This window comes from Paenalcaligenes hermetiae, assembly GCF_039543645.1.
Classification (GTDB): Bacteria; Pseudomonadota; Gammaproteobacteria; order Burkholderiales; family Burkholderiaceae_B; genus Paenalcaligenes; species Paenalcaligenes hermetiae.
Window position 1 is genome coordinate 276370 of sequence record NZ_BAABKD010000002.1, and the last position, 15959, is coordinate 292328.

The window sequence follows — 15959 nt, forward strand, 5'->3', positions numbered from 1 at the left end:
ACACACGGAATTCATAACATGAGTAAGCAAAACAAACCCAATAACGACCGCCGCAAATTGCTGAAACACGGTTCTTTAGCTGCAGGCGGGGTCGCTGCCTTTGCCGCAGGTTATGCTGATACAGTCGTCAATGCAGTGAAAGGCTTCACCCAAGGCTCTGCCGGACACCCGCCTAAACACGCTGTTCGAGGCAACTCTCTAACCCCCGAATTCACCATTGATGAAAAAACCGGTGAATTACGCACCCAACCCGGTCAGGTTGTCAGCCCTTCCTTATGCTTAGGCTGTTGGACCCAATGTGGGGTACGGGTTCGCGTGGATCAAGAAAATAACCAAATCTTACGTATTGCAGGTAACCCATACCACCCTCTGGCCACCACCAAGCCCGCTCCCATGGAGCTACCCGTACGTGAGGTCTACGCTAAACTAGGCACAGAATATGGTCTAGAAGGCCGCGCTACATCTTGTGCACGTGGTAGTGCCATGCAAGAACAAGTGGACAACCCCTATCGTGTGCTCACTCCTTTAAAACGTGTTGGTAAACGCGGCGAAGGCAAGTGGCAAAGCATTAGCTTTGAACAGCTGATTGAAGAGGTGTGCGAGGGGGGTGACTTATTTGGCGAGGGTCATGTTGATGGCTTACGCGCTATTTTTGATCGCGAAACCCTTATTGATCCCAATAACCCCGAGTTTGGTCCACTTTCTAACCAACTCATTGTGACCGATGCCGGTAACGAAGGCCGGACACCTCTCATCCGTCGCTTTGCCGAGCAGTCATTTGGGACAATGAACCGCGCTAACCATGGCTCTTACTGTGGGCAAAGCTTCCGTATCGGTGCAGGCCAAGCTCTAGGTGATGTTCGTGGTATGCCCCACGGCAAACCCGATTGGTCCAATGCCCTTTTTGGCTTATTTATTGGTGCGGCGCCAGCACAGTCCGGTAACCCCTTCCAACGCCAAGGTCGCGAACTAGCCGAGGCTCGCTCTCGCAAAGAAAACACGTTTAAATACGTGGTTGTCTCGCCCGTTTTACCCACCTCATCTAGCCTTGCTTCTGGCTCTGGCAACCGTTGGTTAGCGATCAAACCCGCTACCGACTTAGCCCTAGTGATGGCAATGCTACGCTGGATGTTAGAAAACGAGCGTTTTGATGCCGTCATGCTGTCACAACCCGGGCCAGAAGCCATGAAGGCCGCGGGCGAGGCCTCGTGGTGTAATGCCACACACTTACTCATTAACGACCCCGAGCACCCTCGCTATGGTACTTTTTTACGTGGTTCTGACTTAGGCTGGCCCATCAATGAGGTCGCCGAGGGTGAGGAACAACCTGAAGACGTCTATGTGGTTCAACGCGCAGATGGCTCTTTAGCGCCACACACTATCATTGAAGCCGCAGAACTCTTTGTAGAAAAAGAAATTACTGCTATTGGCTTGGGTGCTCAACCTGTTAAAGTGTGCACCTCTTTAGCCAAACTACGTGAAGAATCACAACGCATGAGCTTCGAAGAGTACAGCGCCATTTGCGGTGTCTCCGTGCAAGATATCCAAGAGCTTGCCGAGGAGTTCACTAGCTATGGCAAACGAGCTGTGGTCGATGCTCACGGGGGCACCATGAGCGGCTCTGGCTTTTATACTGCTTATGCAATCGCCATGCTCAATACTCTGGTAGGTAACCTAAACGTAAAAGGGGGATTGGTTTTAGATGCAGGCCCATTTGGTCCATTTGGCCCAGGCCCACGCTATGACTTCCGCTTCAAAGGTCAAGCTCAACCCAAAGGCTTAGCGCTTTCACGTAACCGCATGGCTTACGAACAGTCCTCTGAATATAAACGCCGAGTCGCAGCCGGAGAAAACCCCTACCCTGCACCAGCACCCTGGTATCCAATCGTCGGGGGGGCGCTCAGTTCCGAACTGATCGCTTCCGGTATGGCTGGCTACCCATACAAAGCTAAAGCTTGGATCAACCACATGGGGAACTTTCTCTATGGAATAGCGGGCATGCGCAACGCCATGTATGAGGACCTTTGTGACCCCAAAAAGCTTCCTCTGATTGTTTGTATTGAGCCCTTTATCAACGAGACCAGTGCCATCGCTGACTATATTGTGCCCGATACCGTTACCTACGAAAGCTGGGGGGTTTCCGCACCATGGGCTGACGTGATCGCTAAAACCTCCACCGTACGCTGGCCTGTGGTCGAACCCAAAGTGAGCCGCACCGCCGATGGACAACCTATTTCATTAGAAAGCTTTCTCATCGCCGTAGCTAAGCGCATTGGCATGCCCGGTTTTGGAGAGGATGCCATTGGCGAGCCCAATAGCGACAAACGCTATCCCTTAAATAGTGCTGCTGACTTCTATATTCGCGGCTTTGCAAACATCGCCTATGGCATGAAACGCCCCGTGCAAGACGCCACTGACGACGATATGGCGCTAACAGGGGTAGATCGATATGCGGACACCATTAAAGATCGCGTCAAAGACGAAGAGTGGCGCAAAGTAGCTACCGTTATGTGTCGCGGGGGACGCTTTGACAAAGTCGAAGACGCCTGGGATGAAGGCAAAGGGCATCTAAAACATGCGCATCCACATATGCTACCGGTTTGGGATGAAAAACTATTCCAATCCAAGCATGCGCTTACTGGCGAAAACAACAGTGGCTGCCCAACCTGGTACCCGACACGTTTGGCCGATGGTACACCGATGCGTGAGGCGTTCTCTGAGTCCGAATGGCCTTTTTTAATGAGCTCTTACAAGTCTAATCTGATGAGTTCTATTTCCATTGCCGTCGACCGTCTACGCCAAGTCCACCCACATAACCCTATCTCCATTAACCGCGAGGATGCAAACGAGTTAGGAATTAAAAATGGGGAGCGCATCCGCCTGGTGACCCCAGGAAACTCTGTCGAAGGAGTGGCCATGATCAGAGACGGCGTGATGCGTGGTGCCATAGCCATTGAACATGGATACGGACACAAAGAACTTGGCGCACGAGCCCATACAATCGATGGCAAAGCCATGCCCCATAATCCTGCCTTAGCAGCGGGGGTAAATATCAACGACCTGGGGTTCCGCGATACCACTCGTGGTGATCATAATAACGTGTGGATTGATTGGGTATCTGGAGCCGTAGTGCGTCAAGGCCTGCCCGCCCGCATCGAAAAAATCTAATATTTCCCCAGTCTTATCATGGAGAAGCACCCCGAGCCCCTGTCGGGGTGCTTTTTTATCTCTCATAATGCTATATTAAGCTCAAATCAAGAATCCGGCGTCTTCTCTTTTTGCTTTCATTGGACCACTGTTTTGTTAAATTACGTCACATCTAGTCGTTTACCCACGCCTTGGGCTAATTTCACCCTTTCTGTTTTTTTAGAAAAAGCGACACAAAAAGAACATTTGGTGATTTCGCTCGGAGACTTAAGCACTCCAGAGCCGGTTTTATTACGTCTGCACTCAGAGTGTCTCACCGGGGATGCGTTATTCAGTTTACGTTGTGATTGTGGCCCACAACTGGAAAAAGCCTTACAACGTATCGCCGACGAAGGCAGAGGGGCAATTTTATATTTACGCCAAGAAGGTCGAGGCATTGGTCTTATCAATAAAATACGTGCTTACCATCTGCAGGATCAAGGGGCCGACACAGTCGAAGCCAATGAGCAGCTAGGCTTTCATGCCGATGAAAGAAATTACGAACTCATACGCCCCATGTTGGATTATTTCAATATCAAAACCATTCGGCTAATGACTAATAATCCTCGCAAAGTCAAAGCGCTTGAGGATTTAGGTTATACCGTCACAGAGCGTATCGAGCATCGTATTGAGCCAAACCCCTATAATCGCTATTACTTACACACCAAAGCGCTTAAGCTTGGCCATTTTTTAGACGAGCCCGAGGCCTAAGCGCTCTGTCTTCATTCTCACCACCGATCCAAGTCCATAAGGAGACAAGTATGTGGCTACGTTGGATAAGTCTTAGTAGTGCGGCGCTACTGCTACAAGCCTGTGCCCTACCTACTACCACCGAAACCATCCCTTTACCGTTTCAAGCACTAGGCAATGAGCCAGGTTGGTCTGTTGTCATTAGCCCAGACCACCAAGCAACCATTACACTCGACTATGGTGAACAACAGCTTGATCTGCTCTTACCCCCTGCTCAAGTCACCTACGCAGGTACACATTATCGTGCCGAATACCAAGATCAACCCTTTGCTTTAGATATTATCTTTAATACCTGTAGCGACACCATGAGTGACACCTCCTATCCTTATGAAACGCGACTCGAAATTTTAGGTAAGCAGTATCAGGGCTGTGGCCGCCCTGCCCCATAAAAAAAGCCCAACTCCATGGAGTTGGGCTTTTTCATAGGATTTAAATCTGCCGTGCTAACTGCGCTGCCAATCCGATGTAACTACGCGGTGTCATTGCCAGTAATTCTGCTTTGGCTTGTTCTGGTAGATCTAAGCCAGAGATAAATTCGCGCAAACCCGCTTCGTTGATCCCCTTACCACGGGTGAGCGCTTTAAGTTGCTCATAGGGGTTCTCTAAACCATAACGACGCATTACCGTTTGCACAGGCTCAGCTAAGACTTCCCAACAACTGTCTAAATCAGCATCAATAGCTGCGGCATTTAACTCCAGTTTACCTAAACCACGCAAACAAGCGTCGTAAGCCACAAGGCTATAACCCAAACCAACGCCTAAATTACGTAATACGGTGGAGTCGGTTAAATCACGTTGCCAACGCGAAACTGGTAATTTTTCAGACAAATGGCGTAATACCGCATTCGCTAAGCCCAGATTCCCTTCAGAGTTTTCAAAATCGATGGGATTGACCTTGTGTGGCATAGTGGAAGAGCCAATCTCACCCTCTTTAAGACGCTGCTTGAAATAACCCAGCGCAATGTATCCCCAAATATCACGGTTAAAATCAAGCAAGATCGTATTCGCACGAGCGATCGCATCAAAAAGCTGTGCCATCCAATCGTGGGGTTCAATCTGGATCGTATGCGTGTTTTGTACCAAGCCCAAACCGCTTAACACGTTTTGGCTAAAAGCAGGCCAATCGATATCAGGATACGCACTCAGATGAGCATTATAGTTACCCGTAGCACCGTTCATTTTTGCCAAAGGCTCAACAGCCGCTATGGCATCGATAGCACGCTGTAAACGAGCAGCGACGTTCGCGAACTCTTTACCCATGGTAGTGGGGCTGGCTGGCTGGCCATGTGTACGAGACAGCAACGGCTGATCTGCATAATCATGGGCCTTGGCTTTGATATCATCACAAACACGCTGCAAGGTCGGTAGAATCACTTGCTCCCGGGCACGAATCAGCATTAATGCATGTGAGGTATTATTAATGTCTTCAGACGTGCAAGCAAAGTGAATAAATTCCGCCGCCGCCTTTAGTTCAGCGTCATCCTGAACTTGTTCCTTTAGCCAGTACTCAACCGCTTTTACATCATGGTTGGTCACACGCTCGATGTCTTTGATGCGCTGGGCATCGGCTTCGGAAAACTGCGTCACAATCGCATTAAGGCGCGCCGTAGCCTCAGCACTAAACGCGGGCAACTCAGGTAGCCCCGCCTGCGACAAAGCAATCAGCCAAGCAATTTCGACTTCTACACGATGGGCCATGAAACCCGCTTCAGACAATAAACCACGTAAAGAGTTACCGCGGCTTGCATAACGCCCATCAAGTGGGGACAACGCATTTAAAGGAGTTAGTTGATCTGCGATTTGCATGATAGTTAGGGATAAAAATAACGAAAACCTTATTCTACCATTGCCTCCCTCTAAAAAACCGCTCTTCTCTTTGCTAGCCCTAGAAACCAAAAGCACAAAATGGCATAAAAATCCAGCTCTTAATCCTTTTAAAGACAATTCATGACATATAAACCACAAAAATCGCCTAAAGCTTAAACCCAAGGCAAAATACTGCTATTACACCCAGTTTTTTAGGTGGTTCTTGCTATACTTTTTGTGCTTGCAACTCACTCTTTCTTTCTATGAAACTTCTAGGTTCACTTACCAGCCCATACGTGCGTAAGGTTCGCGTAGTGATGGCAGAGAAAAAACTCGACTATGAGCTCGTCCTCGAGGACGTGTGGGCCGATGATTCGATCATTCAACAACACAATCCTCTGGGCAAAATCCCTTGTCTAATTATGGACGATTACGGCAGCTTATTTGATTCCCGCGTGATTGTGGAATACTTAGACACGCTATCGCCCGTAGGCCGGCTGCTGCCTCAGTCGGGACGTGAGCGTGCCACAACCAAAGCATGGGAAGCGGTAGCTGATGGCATCATGGATGCTGCCGTCACTATTCATACCGAATACACTCGACGCACAACTGCCCAACAAAGCACCGACTGGATTCGTCGTCAAGAAAGCAAAATCCAAGCGGCGCTGGATTATATGGAAAATGAGCTACCCGAAGACATGCCATACTGCACGGGTATTAATATAAGCCTAGCCGATATCGCCGTTGGCTGCGCTCTGGGCTATTTAGATCTACGCTTCCCTAAGCTTGAGTGGCGCCAACACTACGAAAAGCTCGCCCTGTTAATGGAAAAACTAGAAACACGTCCCTCTTTCCAAAGCACAGCAGCCCCCGTCTCAAATTAAAAAAAAAGGACTATGTGAACATAGTCCTTTTTTCCTTTATTTACCCCACATGCACACGTATGGTCTCTATAAGCATCTGTATAGCTAAGACTAACAACATAGAGGCAAAGATCCGCTTTAACGTTTTTACGGGTAAGCGATGAGCAAGCTTAGCCCCAAACGGAGCCGTTAACATGCTTAACGCCGTTAAAATCAATAACGCAGGCCAGTAAATATAGCCAATCATTTTTAAATCAGCACTGGTATACTGCGCCCCCGACCAGATATATCCAATACCGTTTGCTACCGCAATAAAAAAACCAAGCGCTGCGGATGTAGCAATGGCCTTAGGCATGGGAATGTTGGCTCTTACCATAAACGGCACGGATAAAAAGCCTCCGCCTGCCCCTAACAAGCCGGACACAAAACCTACCACCCCACCAAAAGCGGTAACTACCCAAGGCTTGGGCAGCGTATTGGCTGCAGGCGGGGGGGTATTACGAAACATTTTCAAAGCCGAATACACCACAAAAGCAGCAAAAATAATCGCCAATACTAAGCCATTAATATAAGCAAACACGGCGCCACCAGAAAGCAAACCACCAATCAGCAGCCCAGGCACCATTAAGCGCACAATATCCCAGCGAATTGCACCATGCGCGTGGTGGGCACGCATGCTCGATAACGACGTAAAAACAATGGTGGCCATCGCCGTGGCAATGGCGGCATGTACCGCAATCAAAGGCGGCACACCAAGTTTAGGTAAAAGAAAATTCAGAAAAGGCACAAGAATCATGCCACCGCCAATCCCAAGCAATCCAGCGGAAAATCCGACAAAAGCTCCTAGGACAGCAAAACCAACTAAAAAAACCGGATCCATTTTTATTGACTACCCACTATTGAATAATACCGCCGCCTAAACACACATCACCATCGTAAAGCACCACAGATTGACCCGGCGTCACCGCCCACTGAGCTTGCTCAAAATACAAAGCTAGGGTGTGTTGATCGGCGGAGATAAGGCGACATGCCGCATCGTTTTGGCGATACCGCGTTTTAGCAGCATAATCGGTTCCTTGCGGCGCCGACCCAGCAATCCAGCTCACATTTTCTGCTCGTAGCTCGTGCTGTAATAACCAAGGGTGGTCATGCCCCTGCACCACATATAAAGTATTATTTTTTAGATCCTTACGCGCGGCATACCAGGCTTCTGCCGTTCCGTCTTCTCGCTGTTTGCCTTTAATGCCGCCTATGCCTAAGCCTTTGCGTTGCCCATAGGTATAAAAAGCCAAGCCAATATGCTCGCCAACAATTTGCCCCTCGTCTGTTTTGATGGGACCTGGCTGAGTGGGTAAGTAACGATTCAAAAACTCTCTAAAAGGACGCTCACCAATAAAACAAATCCCAGTGGAGTCTTTTTTCTTAGCATTAGGCAACTGTAGCTGTGCAGCGATATCACGTACCTGTGTTTTTTTAATTTCCCCCAATGGAAACAAAGTGCGTGAAAGCTGGTCTTGATTTAAGCGATGCAAAAAATAACTTTGATCTTTGGTCGCGTCTAGACCTTTCAGCAATTGATATTGCTTGCCATTAGGTGTGTCCACTGCGCGCACACGTGCATAGTGCCCCGTCGCGATGCGCTCGGCGCCTAGGCTCATAGCATGGTCCAAAAAGGCCTTGAATTTAATTTCGGCATTACACAACACATCGGGGTTAGGAGTACGACCAGCCGTGTATTCGCGCAAAAACTCTGCAAAAACACGATCTTTATATTCCGCAGCAAAATTCACGGCCTCGATTTCTATACCAAGCAGATCCGCGACACTGGCCGCATCCAGCCAGTCTTGACGACTGGAGCAATATTCACTGTCGTCATCATCTTCCCAGTTTTTCATAAAAAGGCCTATCACCTCGTAGCCTTGCTGCTTAAGCAGCCAAGCAGATACCGAAGAGTCCACCCCTCCGGAAAGACCGATGACTACACGCCCTTTAGCGCCTGTTGAAGCTTTCATTGTTCCTACTCACATAAAAGGCAACGCTGCCCTAATATTATTAAATGCCACCTATTGTACTCGCATCCTAATCTAGACTGCAGCCTTGCCCTAATGAAAATAGGGCTGTATTCATGCAGCCCTATTTCGCATCAAAAACAAAGATCTAGCTACGTTTTTGGCGACGAACCCGTACGGCTTCTGCTAAGCGCTGCAAGACTTTCTCGGAGTCCTCCCAACCAATACACCCATCGGTAATACTCTGCCCATAAGTAAGTGGTTGGCCTTCGACCAAATCCTGACGCCCTGCGACGAGATGGCTTTCTACCATCACACCAAAAATACGCTCATCACCCGCTTCGATCTGTGCGCAAATTTCATCAATCACAATCGGCTGACGACGGTAATCTTTATTACTGTTAGCATGGCTTGCATCAATCATAATACGTGGCAATAAACCAGAGGCCTCTAAGTCTTTGCCAGTTTGATCCACACTTTGGGGATCATGGTTAGGCGCTTTTCCACCACGCAAAATAATATGGCAATCCTCATTACCCTTAGTGGAAACAATTGCCGAGTGCCCACCCTTGGTTACGGATAAAAAATGGTGCGGTTGTGAAGCCGCTTTAATGGCATCAATCGCTATGCGTGTGCTCCCGCCTGTACCATTTTTAAAGCCTACCGGACAAGAGAGCCCAGAAGCTAGCTCGCGGTGAACTTGGCTTTCTGTCGTACGTGCCCCAATAGCGCCCCAAGAAACCAAATCAGCAATGTACTGGGGCGTAATCATATCTAAATACTCACACCCCGCAGGCATACCGAGCTCGTTGACCTCGAGTAACAGCTGGCGCGCCGTACGCAAACCCTGATTAATATTAAAGCTACCGTCTAGATCAGGGTCATTGATCAAGCCTTTCCAACCCACTGTGGTGCGCGGCTTTTCAAAATACACCCGCATCACAATTTCCAGCTCATCTTTTAAAGACTCACGTAATGGCAGCAGACGACGGGCATACTCCAAAGCCGCTTTAGTGTCATGAATAGAACAAGGACCAATCACGACAACTAAGCGATCGTCTTTGCCATGTAAAACCTCATGAATCGCATCACGGGTGTTATGGACCACAGCAGACACCTCGGCCGAACAAGGAAACTCTCGCATTAAGTGCGCTGGAGGGCTTAGCTCTTTAATTTCCCGGATACGTAAATCATCAGTATTGTGTGACACGACTAGACTCCATTTTGGTTGTGCCAGGCTTGAGTGGCGGCACAAAAAAAGCCGCCTTGTGCGCTGGCGGCTTTAGTTGGGAATTTTTTGCTATGTATTTTATGTACAAGGCATCCCTTCCTGCGCCAGCGGCATAGGAAAAGCATAAAAGTAAAAGAAGAAAAAAGAAATCGCTTTGTACATAAAACTTATCCTAGCACATATTTTATAAAAAAAACAATCATCCCCTTATTAGAAATTTAAATATGTACAACTCTCACCACATACAACAAAGCTAACCCATCACCCATTTCAATAGTTTTTATTAAAATGATTTGAGTTGAAATGATTTAATACGGTATGATTCAGACTCAAATCAAGTGGTGCTTGCACATCCCTCGTACTACTTCTTCTTTATCATGTAAAAAGGAATGTGATGCTAAAACCGACTTTTTTTCTTCGTACTATCAGTATGATGACCGCTAGCGTAATAGGTATAACGGCGCATGCCGCGTCGCTGGCAGACATTCAAGCAAAAAACACCATTCGCATTGCCGTTGCGAATGAAATCCCGTATGGCTATACCGACCTAGACGGTAGTGCTAAAGGCGTAGGCCCTGAAGTAGCGCAACATCTTATACGAGCTTTAGGCATAGAGAACATTGAATGGCATACCACCAACTTTGGCTCGCTTATCCCGGGTTTACAAGCCGATCGTTTTGACATGGTAGCGGCAGAAATGGCTATCTTGCCCCAGCGCTGCCAGCAAGTACTTTTTTCTGAGCCCAATAGCTCTTATGGCGAAGGCTTATTGGTAGCAAAAGACAACCCTAAAGATCTTCATCGCTATGAGGATTTCATCGAAAGTGAGCATACATTGGCTATCATGGCTGGAGCCGATCAGCTTGAAATCATGCAGCAATTAGGCATGGATGAAAGTCGTCTGGTCACTATTGCCAATAATGCCGATGCGATTTCTACCGTCGCTACAGGCCGTGCCGATGCGTATGCCGCAACGGGGTTAACCGCCGCTCAGCTGGCGCAACAAAGCCCTAAAGTAGAAGTTGCTGCAAAGTTTGTCGATCCGGTTGTTAACGGTCAACCTGTACGCAGCTGGGGAGGCTTCACCTTCGCTCAAAACAATACGGAGCTACGTGACGCCATTAACACTGAGCTGGCTAAATTCAAACAAACCCAAGCCTGGCAAGACATTTTGTCACGCTATGGTTTTAGCGACACCGATCAAAAAGAATCTAATGCTCAGCAGACGGCCGATCTCTGTGCCGCTAAGACCAATTAATCTCTGTCATGATGCTCTGGTTTCAATACAGTGACCCTCTGCTTGCTGGCGCCTGGGTCACCCTACAACTGACCTTTTACTCAACAGTATTAGGTGCTATTTTTGCTTTCGCCTTTGGGATAGGCCGCTTATCGGCAAACCGACTCATCAACGCGGTAAGCGTGACATTTATTGAGGTATTTAGAGGAACCTCGCTACTGGTACAACTGTTTTGGCTGTTTTTTGCTTTACCTTTATTAGGCCAATGGCTGGGCATCGATTTGCGCTTGCCACCTGTGCTCGCAGGAACCTTAGCCCTTGCCTTAAATATCGGTGCCTATGGTGCAGAAGTCGTACGCGGCGCTTTACAAGCGGTACCTCCTACTCAATATGAGGCAGCCAAAGCACTGGATTTAAGCCCTCGCCATACTCTATGGCGTATAGCTTTACCCCAAGCCTTGCCAGAAATGATGCCTAGTTTTGGTAATCTAGCGATTCAAAACCTAAAAGATACCGCCTTAGTTTCGCTCATCGGTTTAGCCGACATGACCTTTAGAGCTGAGCAAATCCGTAACCTAACCCAAGACAGCACAACCATCTATACCTTATTGCTTTTTATGTATTTCGGTATGGCCTTGGTTATTAGCGCTCTCATGAAGCTCATTGAGCGTTATACCTGCCGTTGGCGCACAGGAGCCCAATAATTATGTTATTTGGAATCAGCTGGGATACAAGCAGCACATGGGCGTTTATCTGGTCTATTTTGCCTATATTAGCTCGCGGACTATGGGTGACATTACAAGCCACATTTGTTGGCTTTATGATTGCTGCCATATTTGGCTTGGTCTTAGCCGCCTTAAAAAGCAACCGTTATCGGATCATTGCGTGGCCCGCACGCTTTATAAGCGAGTTTATCCGAGATACACCCTTATTGGTTCAACTTTTTTTCTTATATTATGTGCTTCCCGACTATGGTCTTGTCTTACCCGCATTTTTAACAGGGGCGTTAGCATTAGGCCTACAATATAGCGCCTATACCTCGGAAGTTTATCGGGCAGGTATCGACTCCATTCCTAAAGGACAAATCGAAGCGGCTCGAGCGCTAGACCTTAGCCCTTTTCGTTTGTTTTTTTTCATTATTATTCCTCAGGCGATCCCAAGAATCATCCCCGCTTTAGGCAATTATTTGGTCTCTATTATGAAAGACGTCCCCGTGCTTTCCGTAGTCGCCGTCCTAGAGCTGCTCAATGTGGCCAAAATCATTGGTGATCGCAGCTTTAATTATCTTATCCCTCTATCGCTGGTGGGGCTGATTTATTTGATCATGACCCTCATTGCCGCCGCGGGCATCCGCTGGTTAGATCAGCGCCTACCTAAAGAGGGGGTTCATCTTAGTCATGACTAACTCAAACAACAGCATAGCATTTCATCAAGTCACAAAGAAATTTGGCGATCAAGTCGTACTAGATCAACTGGATTTCTGTGTACGTAAAGGTGAAAAAGTCACTATTATCGGCCCTTCCGGCTCTGGAAAATCCACAGTATTGCGGATTTTAATGACCTTAGAGAACATCAATGCGGGAACCGTCTATGTAGATAATGAGCCGCTTTGGCATGAGTACCAAGCGGAGCAGCTAGTCCCCGCCTCAGAAGCCCATCTGCGCCAAATGCGTAAAAAGATGGGCATGGTCTTTCAGCAATTCAATCTATTTCCCCACATGAGTGTACTTCGTAATATTACTGAAGCACCCATGCATGTATTAGGCCTTTCAAAGCAAGAGGCAAAAGAACGGGCGCTTGCATACCTTGAGCTTGTTGGTCTGATGGATCATAAAGACAAGTTTCCAAGTCAGCTCTCTGGAGGGCAACAGCAGCGAGTGGCCATTGCACGTGCTTTAGCGATGCGCCCTAAAATTCTTTTATTCGATGAGCCAACCTCCGCCCTAGACCCAGAGCTGGTGGGAGAAGTGCTACAAGTCATTGAACAACTGAGCAACCAGCAAGATTTGACCTTATTGCTAGTCACTCATGAAATGCAATTTGCCAAAGACATTTCAGACCGCGTCTGCTTTTTTGATCGGGGAAAAATGGTAGAAGAAGCGCCCCCGCAGGAATTATTTGCAGCCCCTAAACAAGCTCGTACCCGTGATTTTTTAGCTAATTTCATGCAAAATCAATCATTAAGCTAAACCCAAACCATTGCTCATAAATTAATTGCCCCCAAAGCCCATATTGGACCTTGGGGGCTTTGCTTAACCTATGATCCCTCCATTAACCGACCGCCTTAAAAGACTGTCGATGCGCCAAAAAATCAGGTCGAGGAGCCAACCCGTATTTAGGGGCCTGTAAAGGATTTTTCACACTGTTGTAAACCATAAACAGATTCGATCGTGCCATAGGACTGATATTTTCGGTGGAGGCATGTAGAGTATTACAATCAAAAAATACCACCGATCCGGCAGGCGCCTCAACCGTGTGAATCCCGCCCTGTTCCACGAGCTGGCTGAGATGCTCCTGACTCGGCACACCATACTGCTGGCGTTTTAATGATTGTTGATGATGCTGTTCCGGCGTTTGGCCTAAGCAGGGCACAAAATACCGGTGTGATCCAGGTATGAGCATCAAAGGACCATTATATGCCGCATTGTCTGTTAATAAGATTGAGCAGCTAACCGCCCTCATCCGTGGCATACCATCTTCCACATGCCAAGTTTCAAAATCCGAATGCCAATAAAAAGGTTTCCCCACAAATCCGGGTTTAACGTTTGCACGCGTTTGATGCAAATAAACCGGTGAGCCTAAGATCGCCTGAGCCACACTCAATAAACGCGGATCTTGCACTAGTTGCGCTAATACCCCTGGCTGCTGATGAAAGGCAAACAATGAGCGAATAGCTCCACTGTCCGGCTCCGTAATCGCATTGGGTGCTTGTGCAAGCTCTTTATCAGCTAATAAAGCCTGTAAGGCCTGCTTATAATGAGCAGTTTCTTCACCTGAAAAATAGTGAGGAATAACTAAAAAGCCATTATCGGCATAGCTTTGCCACTGTTCTGGCGTCAGCCCTGCTTCCATTGGCTCCTGTCCATAAACCACAGGCTCCTGTCGCGCTACAAGCCCTTGTGGCGTTGATAAGCGTGACGGATAAGGGTCAAAAACGCCCATGTTCTTTCCCCCTCTTAATCCAAGTCTGCCGGATAAACGCCATCAGCATCATGAACTTCTTGCCCACTGACAGGTGGGTTAAACACACAAATCACCCGCAATGGCATTTTTCCACCACGTAAATAATGCTCATCATGCTCATTAAGTGCATACACAACCCCTGGACCTAATGCGTATTTTTTGCCATCAGCGATGGTTTCTATTTCACCATCACCCTCAACACACCAAACCGCCTCGAGATGATTTTTATAATGAATATGCGTCTCGGTACCAGGCAAAATAATGGTTTCATGAAATGAAAAGCCCATTCCATCTTTTTTAAGCAAAACTCGACGACTTATCCAAGTATCAGTACGAACCTCGTTTTCTGTGCCAATAACATCGTTTACATGACGAACTATCATGAGTGCGCTCCTAGTTTAACAATCTGTGCAGTGCGAGGGGCTTGAGCCATAACCGTAGCAACACTCTTTTCCAAGCGGTTTAAGCCCTCTTCTAAAAGTGTTTGGCTAATCGTTAGTGCGGGAAGAAATTTCACCACCTCATCTTGTGCTCCTGAGGTTTCTATAATCAGCCCCGCCTCAAAACACGTTTGAGCAATCTCTGCTGCTAAGTCAGAGCCTGCAGGAGTCACAAGACCTTGAATTAGCCCTCGACCGCGTACACTGAGCCCTGAGCCTGGATAACTATGCACTATGTTCTCTAACCAATCGCGCACGAACTGCTCTTTTTGTTTAATTTGCTCACTAAAAGCTTGATCCGCCCAATATTGCTTTAGGGCGTGCGTTGCTGTCACAAACGCCAAATTATTACCTCTAAACGTGCCATTATGCGCACTAGGCTGCCATACATCTAATTCCGGTTTCATTAAAACCAGAGACATAGGCAAACCGTACCCAGAAATGGATTTAGATAACGTAATGATATCGGGCTGAATGCCCGCTTTTTCAAAACTAAAAAAATCACCAGTACGCCCGCAACCCACTTGAATATCATCCACAATGACTAAAATGCCATGTTGACGACATACCTGCTGCAAAGCACGAAGCCAACGCGGGCTTGCTACATTCACCCCACCTTCGCCTTGAATGGTTTCTACAATCACCGCTGCAGGCTTTTCTAAGCCACTACTCGGGTCTTCGAGCAAACGCTCTAAATAACCAATGGTGTCAATATCTGGCCCTAAATAACCGTCATAAGGCATAAACGTTGTGTTCTGTAAGCTAATCCCTGCCGCTTGCCGAAATTTTTGATTCGCTGTGGCCGCTAATGCTCCGCAGCTCACTCCATGAAAACCATGTGTAAATGAAATTACATTTTGCCGCCCAGTTACTTGTCGTGCGATTTTTAAAGCGGCCTCTACAGCATTTGTGCCAGTAGGACCGGTGAACTGCAAGGTGTAATTCCAATTACGAGGAGCCAGTACATATTGATCAAAGGCTTCTAAAAAGGACTTTTTTGCAGTGGTGGCCATGTCCAAGCCATGCACGACTCCGTCCTCTTGCATATACTCCAACAAAGCCTCTTTTAAGATTGCATTATTATGGCCATAATTTAAGCTGCCGGCGCCACTAAAAAAATCGATATAGCGCTTACCTTGTTCATCGTATAGCAGCGACCCTTTGGCGTGCGTAAACAAAACGGGAAAGGACCGTATGTAGCCACGCACCTCCGACTCCATACGGTCAAATATATGTAAGTCCGACATGATTATC

General features: G+C 47.6%; 15 protein-coding genes. 8 read left to right on the forward strand and 7 right to left on the reverse strand.

Annotated features, from left to right (window positions below):
• The first annotated feature begins 18 nt into the window (after positions 1-18).
• The 3 genes from ABD980_RS02945 to ABD980_RS02955 all read left to right on the forward strand — a co-directional run bounded on the left by ABD980_RS02945 (position 19) and on the right by ABD980_RS02955 (position 4325).
• Complete coding sequence (locus ABD980_RS02945) at positions 19-3168, forward strand: tetrathionate reductase subunit A (protein ID WP_345369476.1); 3150 nt, start codon at positions 19-21, stop codon at positions 3166-3168.
• 132 nt (positions 3169-3300) lie between these two features.
• The gene (gene ribA, locus ABD980_RS02950) at positions 3301-3897 is read left to right on the forward strand and encodes a GTP cyclohydrolase II (RefSeq protein ID WP_345369478.1); all 597 of its coding nucleotides are present in this window, start codon (positions 3301-3303) and stop codon (positions 3895-3897) included.
• A 50-nt stretch (positions 3898-3947) separates the two neighbouring features.
• Complete coding sequence (locus ABD980_RS02955; protein WP_345369480.1) at positions 3948-4325, forward strand: hypothetical protein; 378 nt, start codon at positions 3948-3950, stop codon at positions 4323-4325.
• Positions 4326-4365: 40 nt separating this feature from the next.
• On the opposite strand, the gene purB is transcribed toward ABD980_RS02955, so the two are convergent.
• On the reverse strand, positions 4366-5742 hold the full coding sequence (gene purB / locus ABD980_RS02960; protein ID WP_345369482.1) for an adenylosuccinate lyase: 1377 nt from the start codon (positions 5740-5742) through the stop codon (positions 4366-4368).
• Between the two features lie 263 nt (positions 5743-6005).
• On the opposite strand from purB, the gene ABD980_RS02965 reads away from it, so the two are divergent.
• On the forward strand, positions 6006-6626 hold the full coding sequence (locus tag ABD980_RS02965) for a glutathione S-transferase N-terminal domain-containing protein (protein ID WP_260650927.1): 621 nt from the start codon (positions 6006-6008) through the stop codon (positions 6624-6626).
• Positions 6627-6666: 40 nt separating this feature from the next.
• Here ABD980_RS02965 and ABD980_RS02970 read toward each other — a convergent pair whose 3' ends face one another.
• From ABD980_RS02970 to aroG, 3 genes are all read right to left on the reverse strand, one after another.
• Positions 6667-7485, reverse strand: a complete 819-nt coding sequence (locus tag ABD980_RS02970; RefSeq protein ID WP_345369485.1) for a sulfite exporter TauE/SafE family protein — start codon at positions 7483-7485, stop codon at positions 6667-6669.
• Positions 7486-7501: 16 nt separating this feature from the next.
• Complete coding sequence (gene mnmA / locus ABD980_RS02975; protein ID WP_345369487.1) at positions 7502-8617, reverse strand: tRNA 2-thiouridine(34) synthase MnmA; 1116 nt, start codon at positions 8615-8617, stop codon at positions 7502-7504.
• A gap of 145 nt (positions 8618-8762) precedes the next feature.
• Positions 8763-9824, reverse strand: a complete 1062-nt coding sequence (gene aroG / locus ABD980_RS02980) for a 3-deoxy-7-phosphoheptulonate synthase AroG (protein WP_260650924.1) — start codon at positions 9822-9824, stop codon at positions 8763-8765.
• A gap of 415 nt (positions 9825-10239) precedes the next feature.
• Here aroG and ehuB point away from each other — a divergent pair, with 415 nt between their 5' ends.
• The 4 genes from ehuB to ehuA are packed head-to-tail and all read left to right on the forward strand — an operon-like array spanning position 10240 to position 13271.
• A complete protein-coding gene (ehuB, locus tag ABD980_RS02985) occupies positions 10240-11103 on the forward strand; it encodes an ectoine/hydroxyectoine ABC transporter substrate-binding protein EhuB (protein WP_345369490.1) in 864 nt (287 codons plus the stop codon).
• Positions 11104-11114: 11 nt separating this feature from the next.
• The gene (gene ehuC, locus ABD980_RS02990) at positions 11115-11786 is read left to right on the forward strand and encodes an ectoine/hydroxyectoine ABC transporter permease subunit EhuC (RefSeq protein WP_260650936.1); all 672 of its coding nucleotides are present in this window, start codon (positions 11115-11117) and stop codon (positions 11784-11786) included.
• A gap of 2 nt (positions 11787-11788) precedes the next feature.
• The gene (ehuD, locus tag ABD980_RS02995; protein ID WP_300647230.1) at positions 11789-12487 is read left to right on the forward strand and encodes an ectoine/hydroxyectoine ABC transporter permease subunit EhuD; all 699 of its coding nucleotides are present in this window, start codon (positions 11789-11791) and stop codon (positions 12485-12487) included.
• On the forward strand, positions 12480-13271 hold the full coding sequence (ehuA, locus tag ABD980_RS03000; RefSeq protein WP_260650921.1) for an ectoine/hydroxyectoine ABC transporter ATP-binding protein EhuA: 792 nt from the start codon (positions 12480-12482) through the stop codon (positions 13269-13271). The genes ehuD and ehuA overlap by 8 nt, the downstream gene beginning before the upstream one ends.
• 82 nt (positions 13272-13353) lie before the next feature.
• Here the strand turns inward: ehuA and thpD are convergent, their stop codons facing one another.
• The 3 genes from thpD to ectB are packed head-to-tail and all read right to left on the reverse strand — an operon-like array spanning position 13354 to position 15952.
• On the reverse strand, positions 13354-14244 hold the full coding sequence (gene thpD, locus ABD980_RS03005) for an ectoine hydroxylase (protein ID WP_300647232.1): 891 nt from the start codon (positions 14242-14244) through the stop codon (positions 13354-13356).
• Between the two features lie 14 nt (positions 14245-14258).
• Positions 14259-14648: an ectoine synthase gene (locus tag ABD980_RS03010; protein WP_260650919.1), complete on the reverse strand. Its 390-nt coding sequence runs from the start codon at positions 14646-14648 to the stop codon at positions 14259-14261.
• Positions 14645-15952 (reverse strand): diaminobutyrate--2-oxoglutarate transaminase, encoded by a 1308-nt coding sequence (gene ectB, locus ABD980_RS03015; RefSeq protein ID WP_345369494.1) that lies wholly within the window; start codon positions 15950-15952, stop codon positions 14645-14647. Before ectB ends, ABD980_RS03010 begins: the two co-directional genes overlap by 4 nt.
• Between the last annotated feature and the right edge of the window lie 7 nt (positions 15953-15959).

Coding starts and splice junctions, on each gene's coding strand:
- mnmA (WP_345369487.1), bottom strand. CDS start 8,617: ATGAAAGCTTCAACAGGCGCTAAAGGGCGTGTAGTCATCGGTCTTTCC.
- ABD980_RS02945 (WP_345369476.1), top strand. CDS start 19: ATGAGTAAGCAAAACAAACCCAATAACGACCGCCGCAAATTGCTGAAA.
- thpD (WP_300647232.1), bottom strand. CDS start 14,244: ATGGGCGTTTTTGACCCTTATCCGTCACGCTTATCAACGCCACAAGGG.
- ehuB (WP_345369490.1), top strand. CDS start 10,240: ATGCTAAAACCGACTTTTTTTCTTCGTACTATCAGTATGATGACCGCT.
- ABD980_RS02965 (WP_260650927.1), top strand. CDS start 6,006: ATGAAACTTCTAGGTTCACTTACCAGCCCATACGTGCGTAAGGTTCGC.
- ectB (WP_345369494.1), bottom strand. CDS start 15,952: ATGTCGGACTTACATATATTTGACCGTATGGAGTCGGAGGTGCGTGGC.
- ABD980_RS02955 (WP_345369480.1), top strand. CDS start 3,948: ATGTGGCTACGTTGGATAAGTCTTAGTAGTGCGGCGCTACTGCTACAA.
- ehuC (WP_260650936.1), top strand. CDS start 11,115: ATGCTCTGGTTTCAATACAGTGACCCTCTGCTTGCTGGCGCCTGGGTC.
- ehuD (WP_300647230.1), top strand. CDS start 11,789: ATGTTATTTGGAATCAGCTGGGATACAAGCAGCACATGGGCGTTTATC.
- ehuA (WP_260650921.1), top strand. CDS start 12,480: ATGACTAACTCAAACAACAGCATAGCATTTCATCAAGTCACAAAGAAA.
- purB (WP_345369482.1), bottom strand. CDS start 5,742: ATGCAAATCGCAGATCAACTAACTCCTTTAAATGCGTTGTCCCCACTT.
- ABD980_RS02970 (WP_345369485.1), bottom strand. CDS start 7,485: ATGGATCCGGTTTTTTTAGTTGGTTTTGCTGTCCTAGGAGCTTTTGTC.
- ABD980_RS03010 (WP_260650919.1), bottom strand. CDS start 14,648: ATGATAGTTCGTCATGTAAACGATGTTATTGGCACAGAAAACGAGGTT.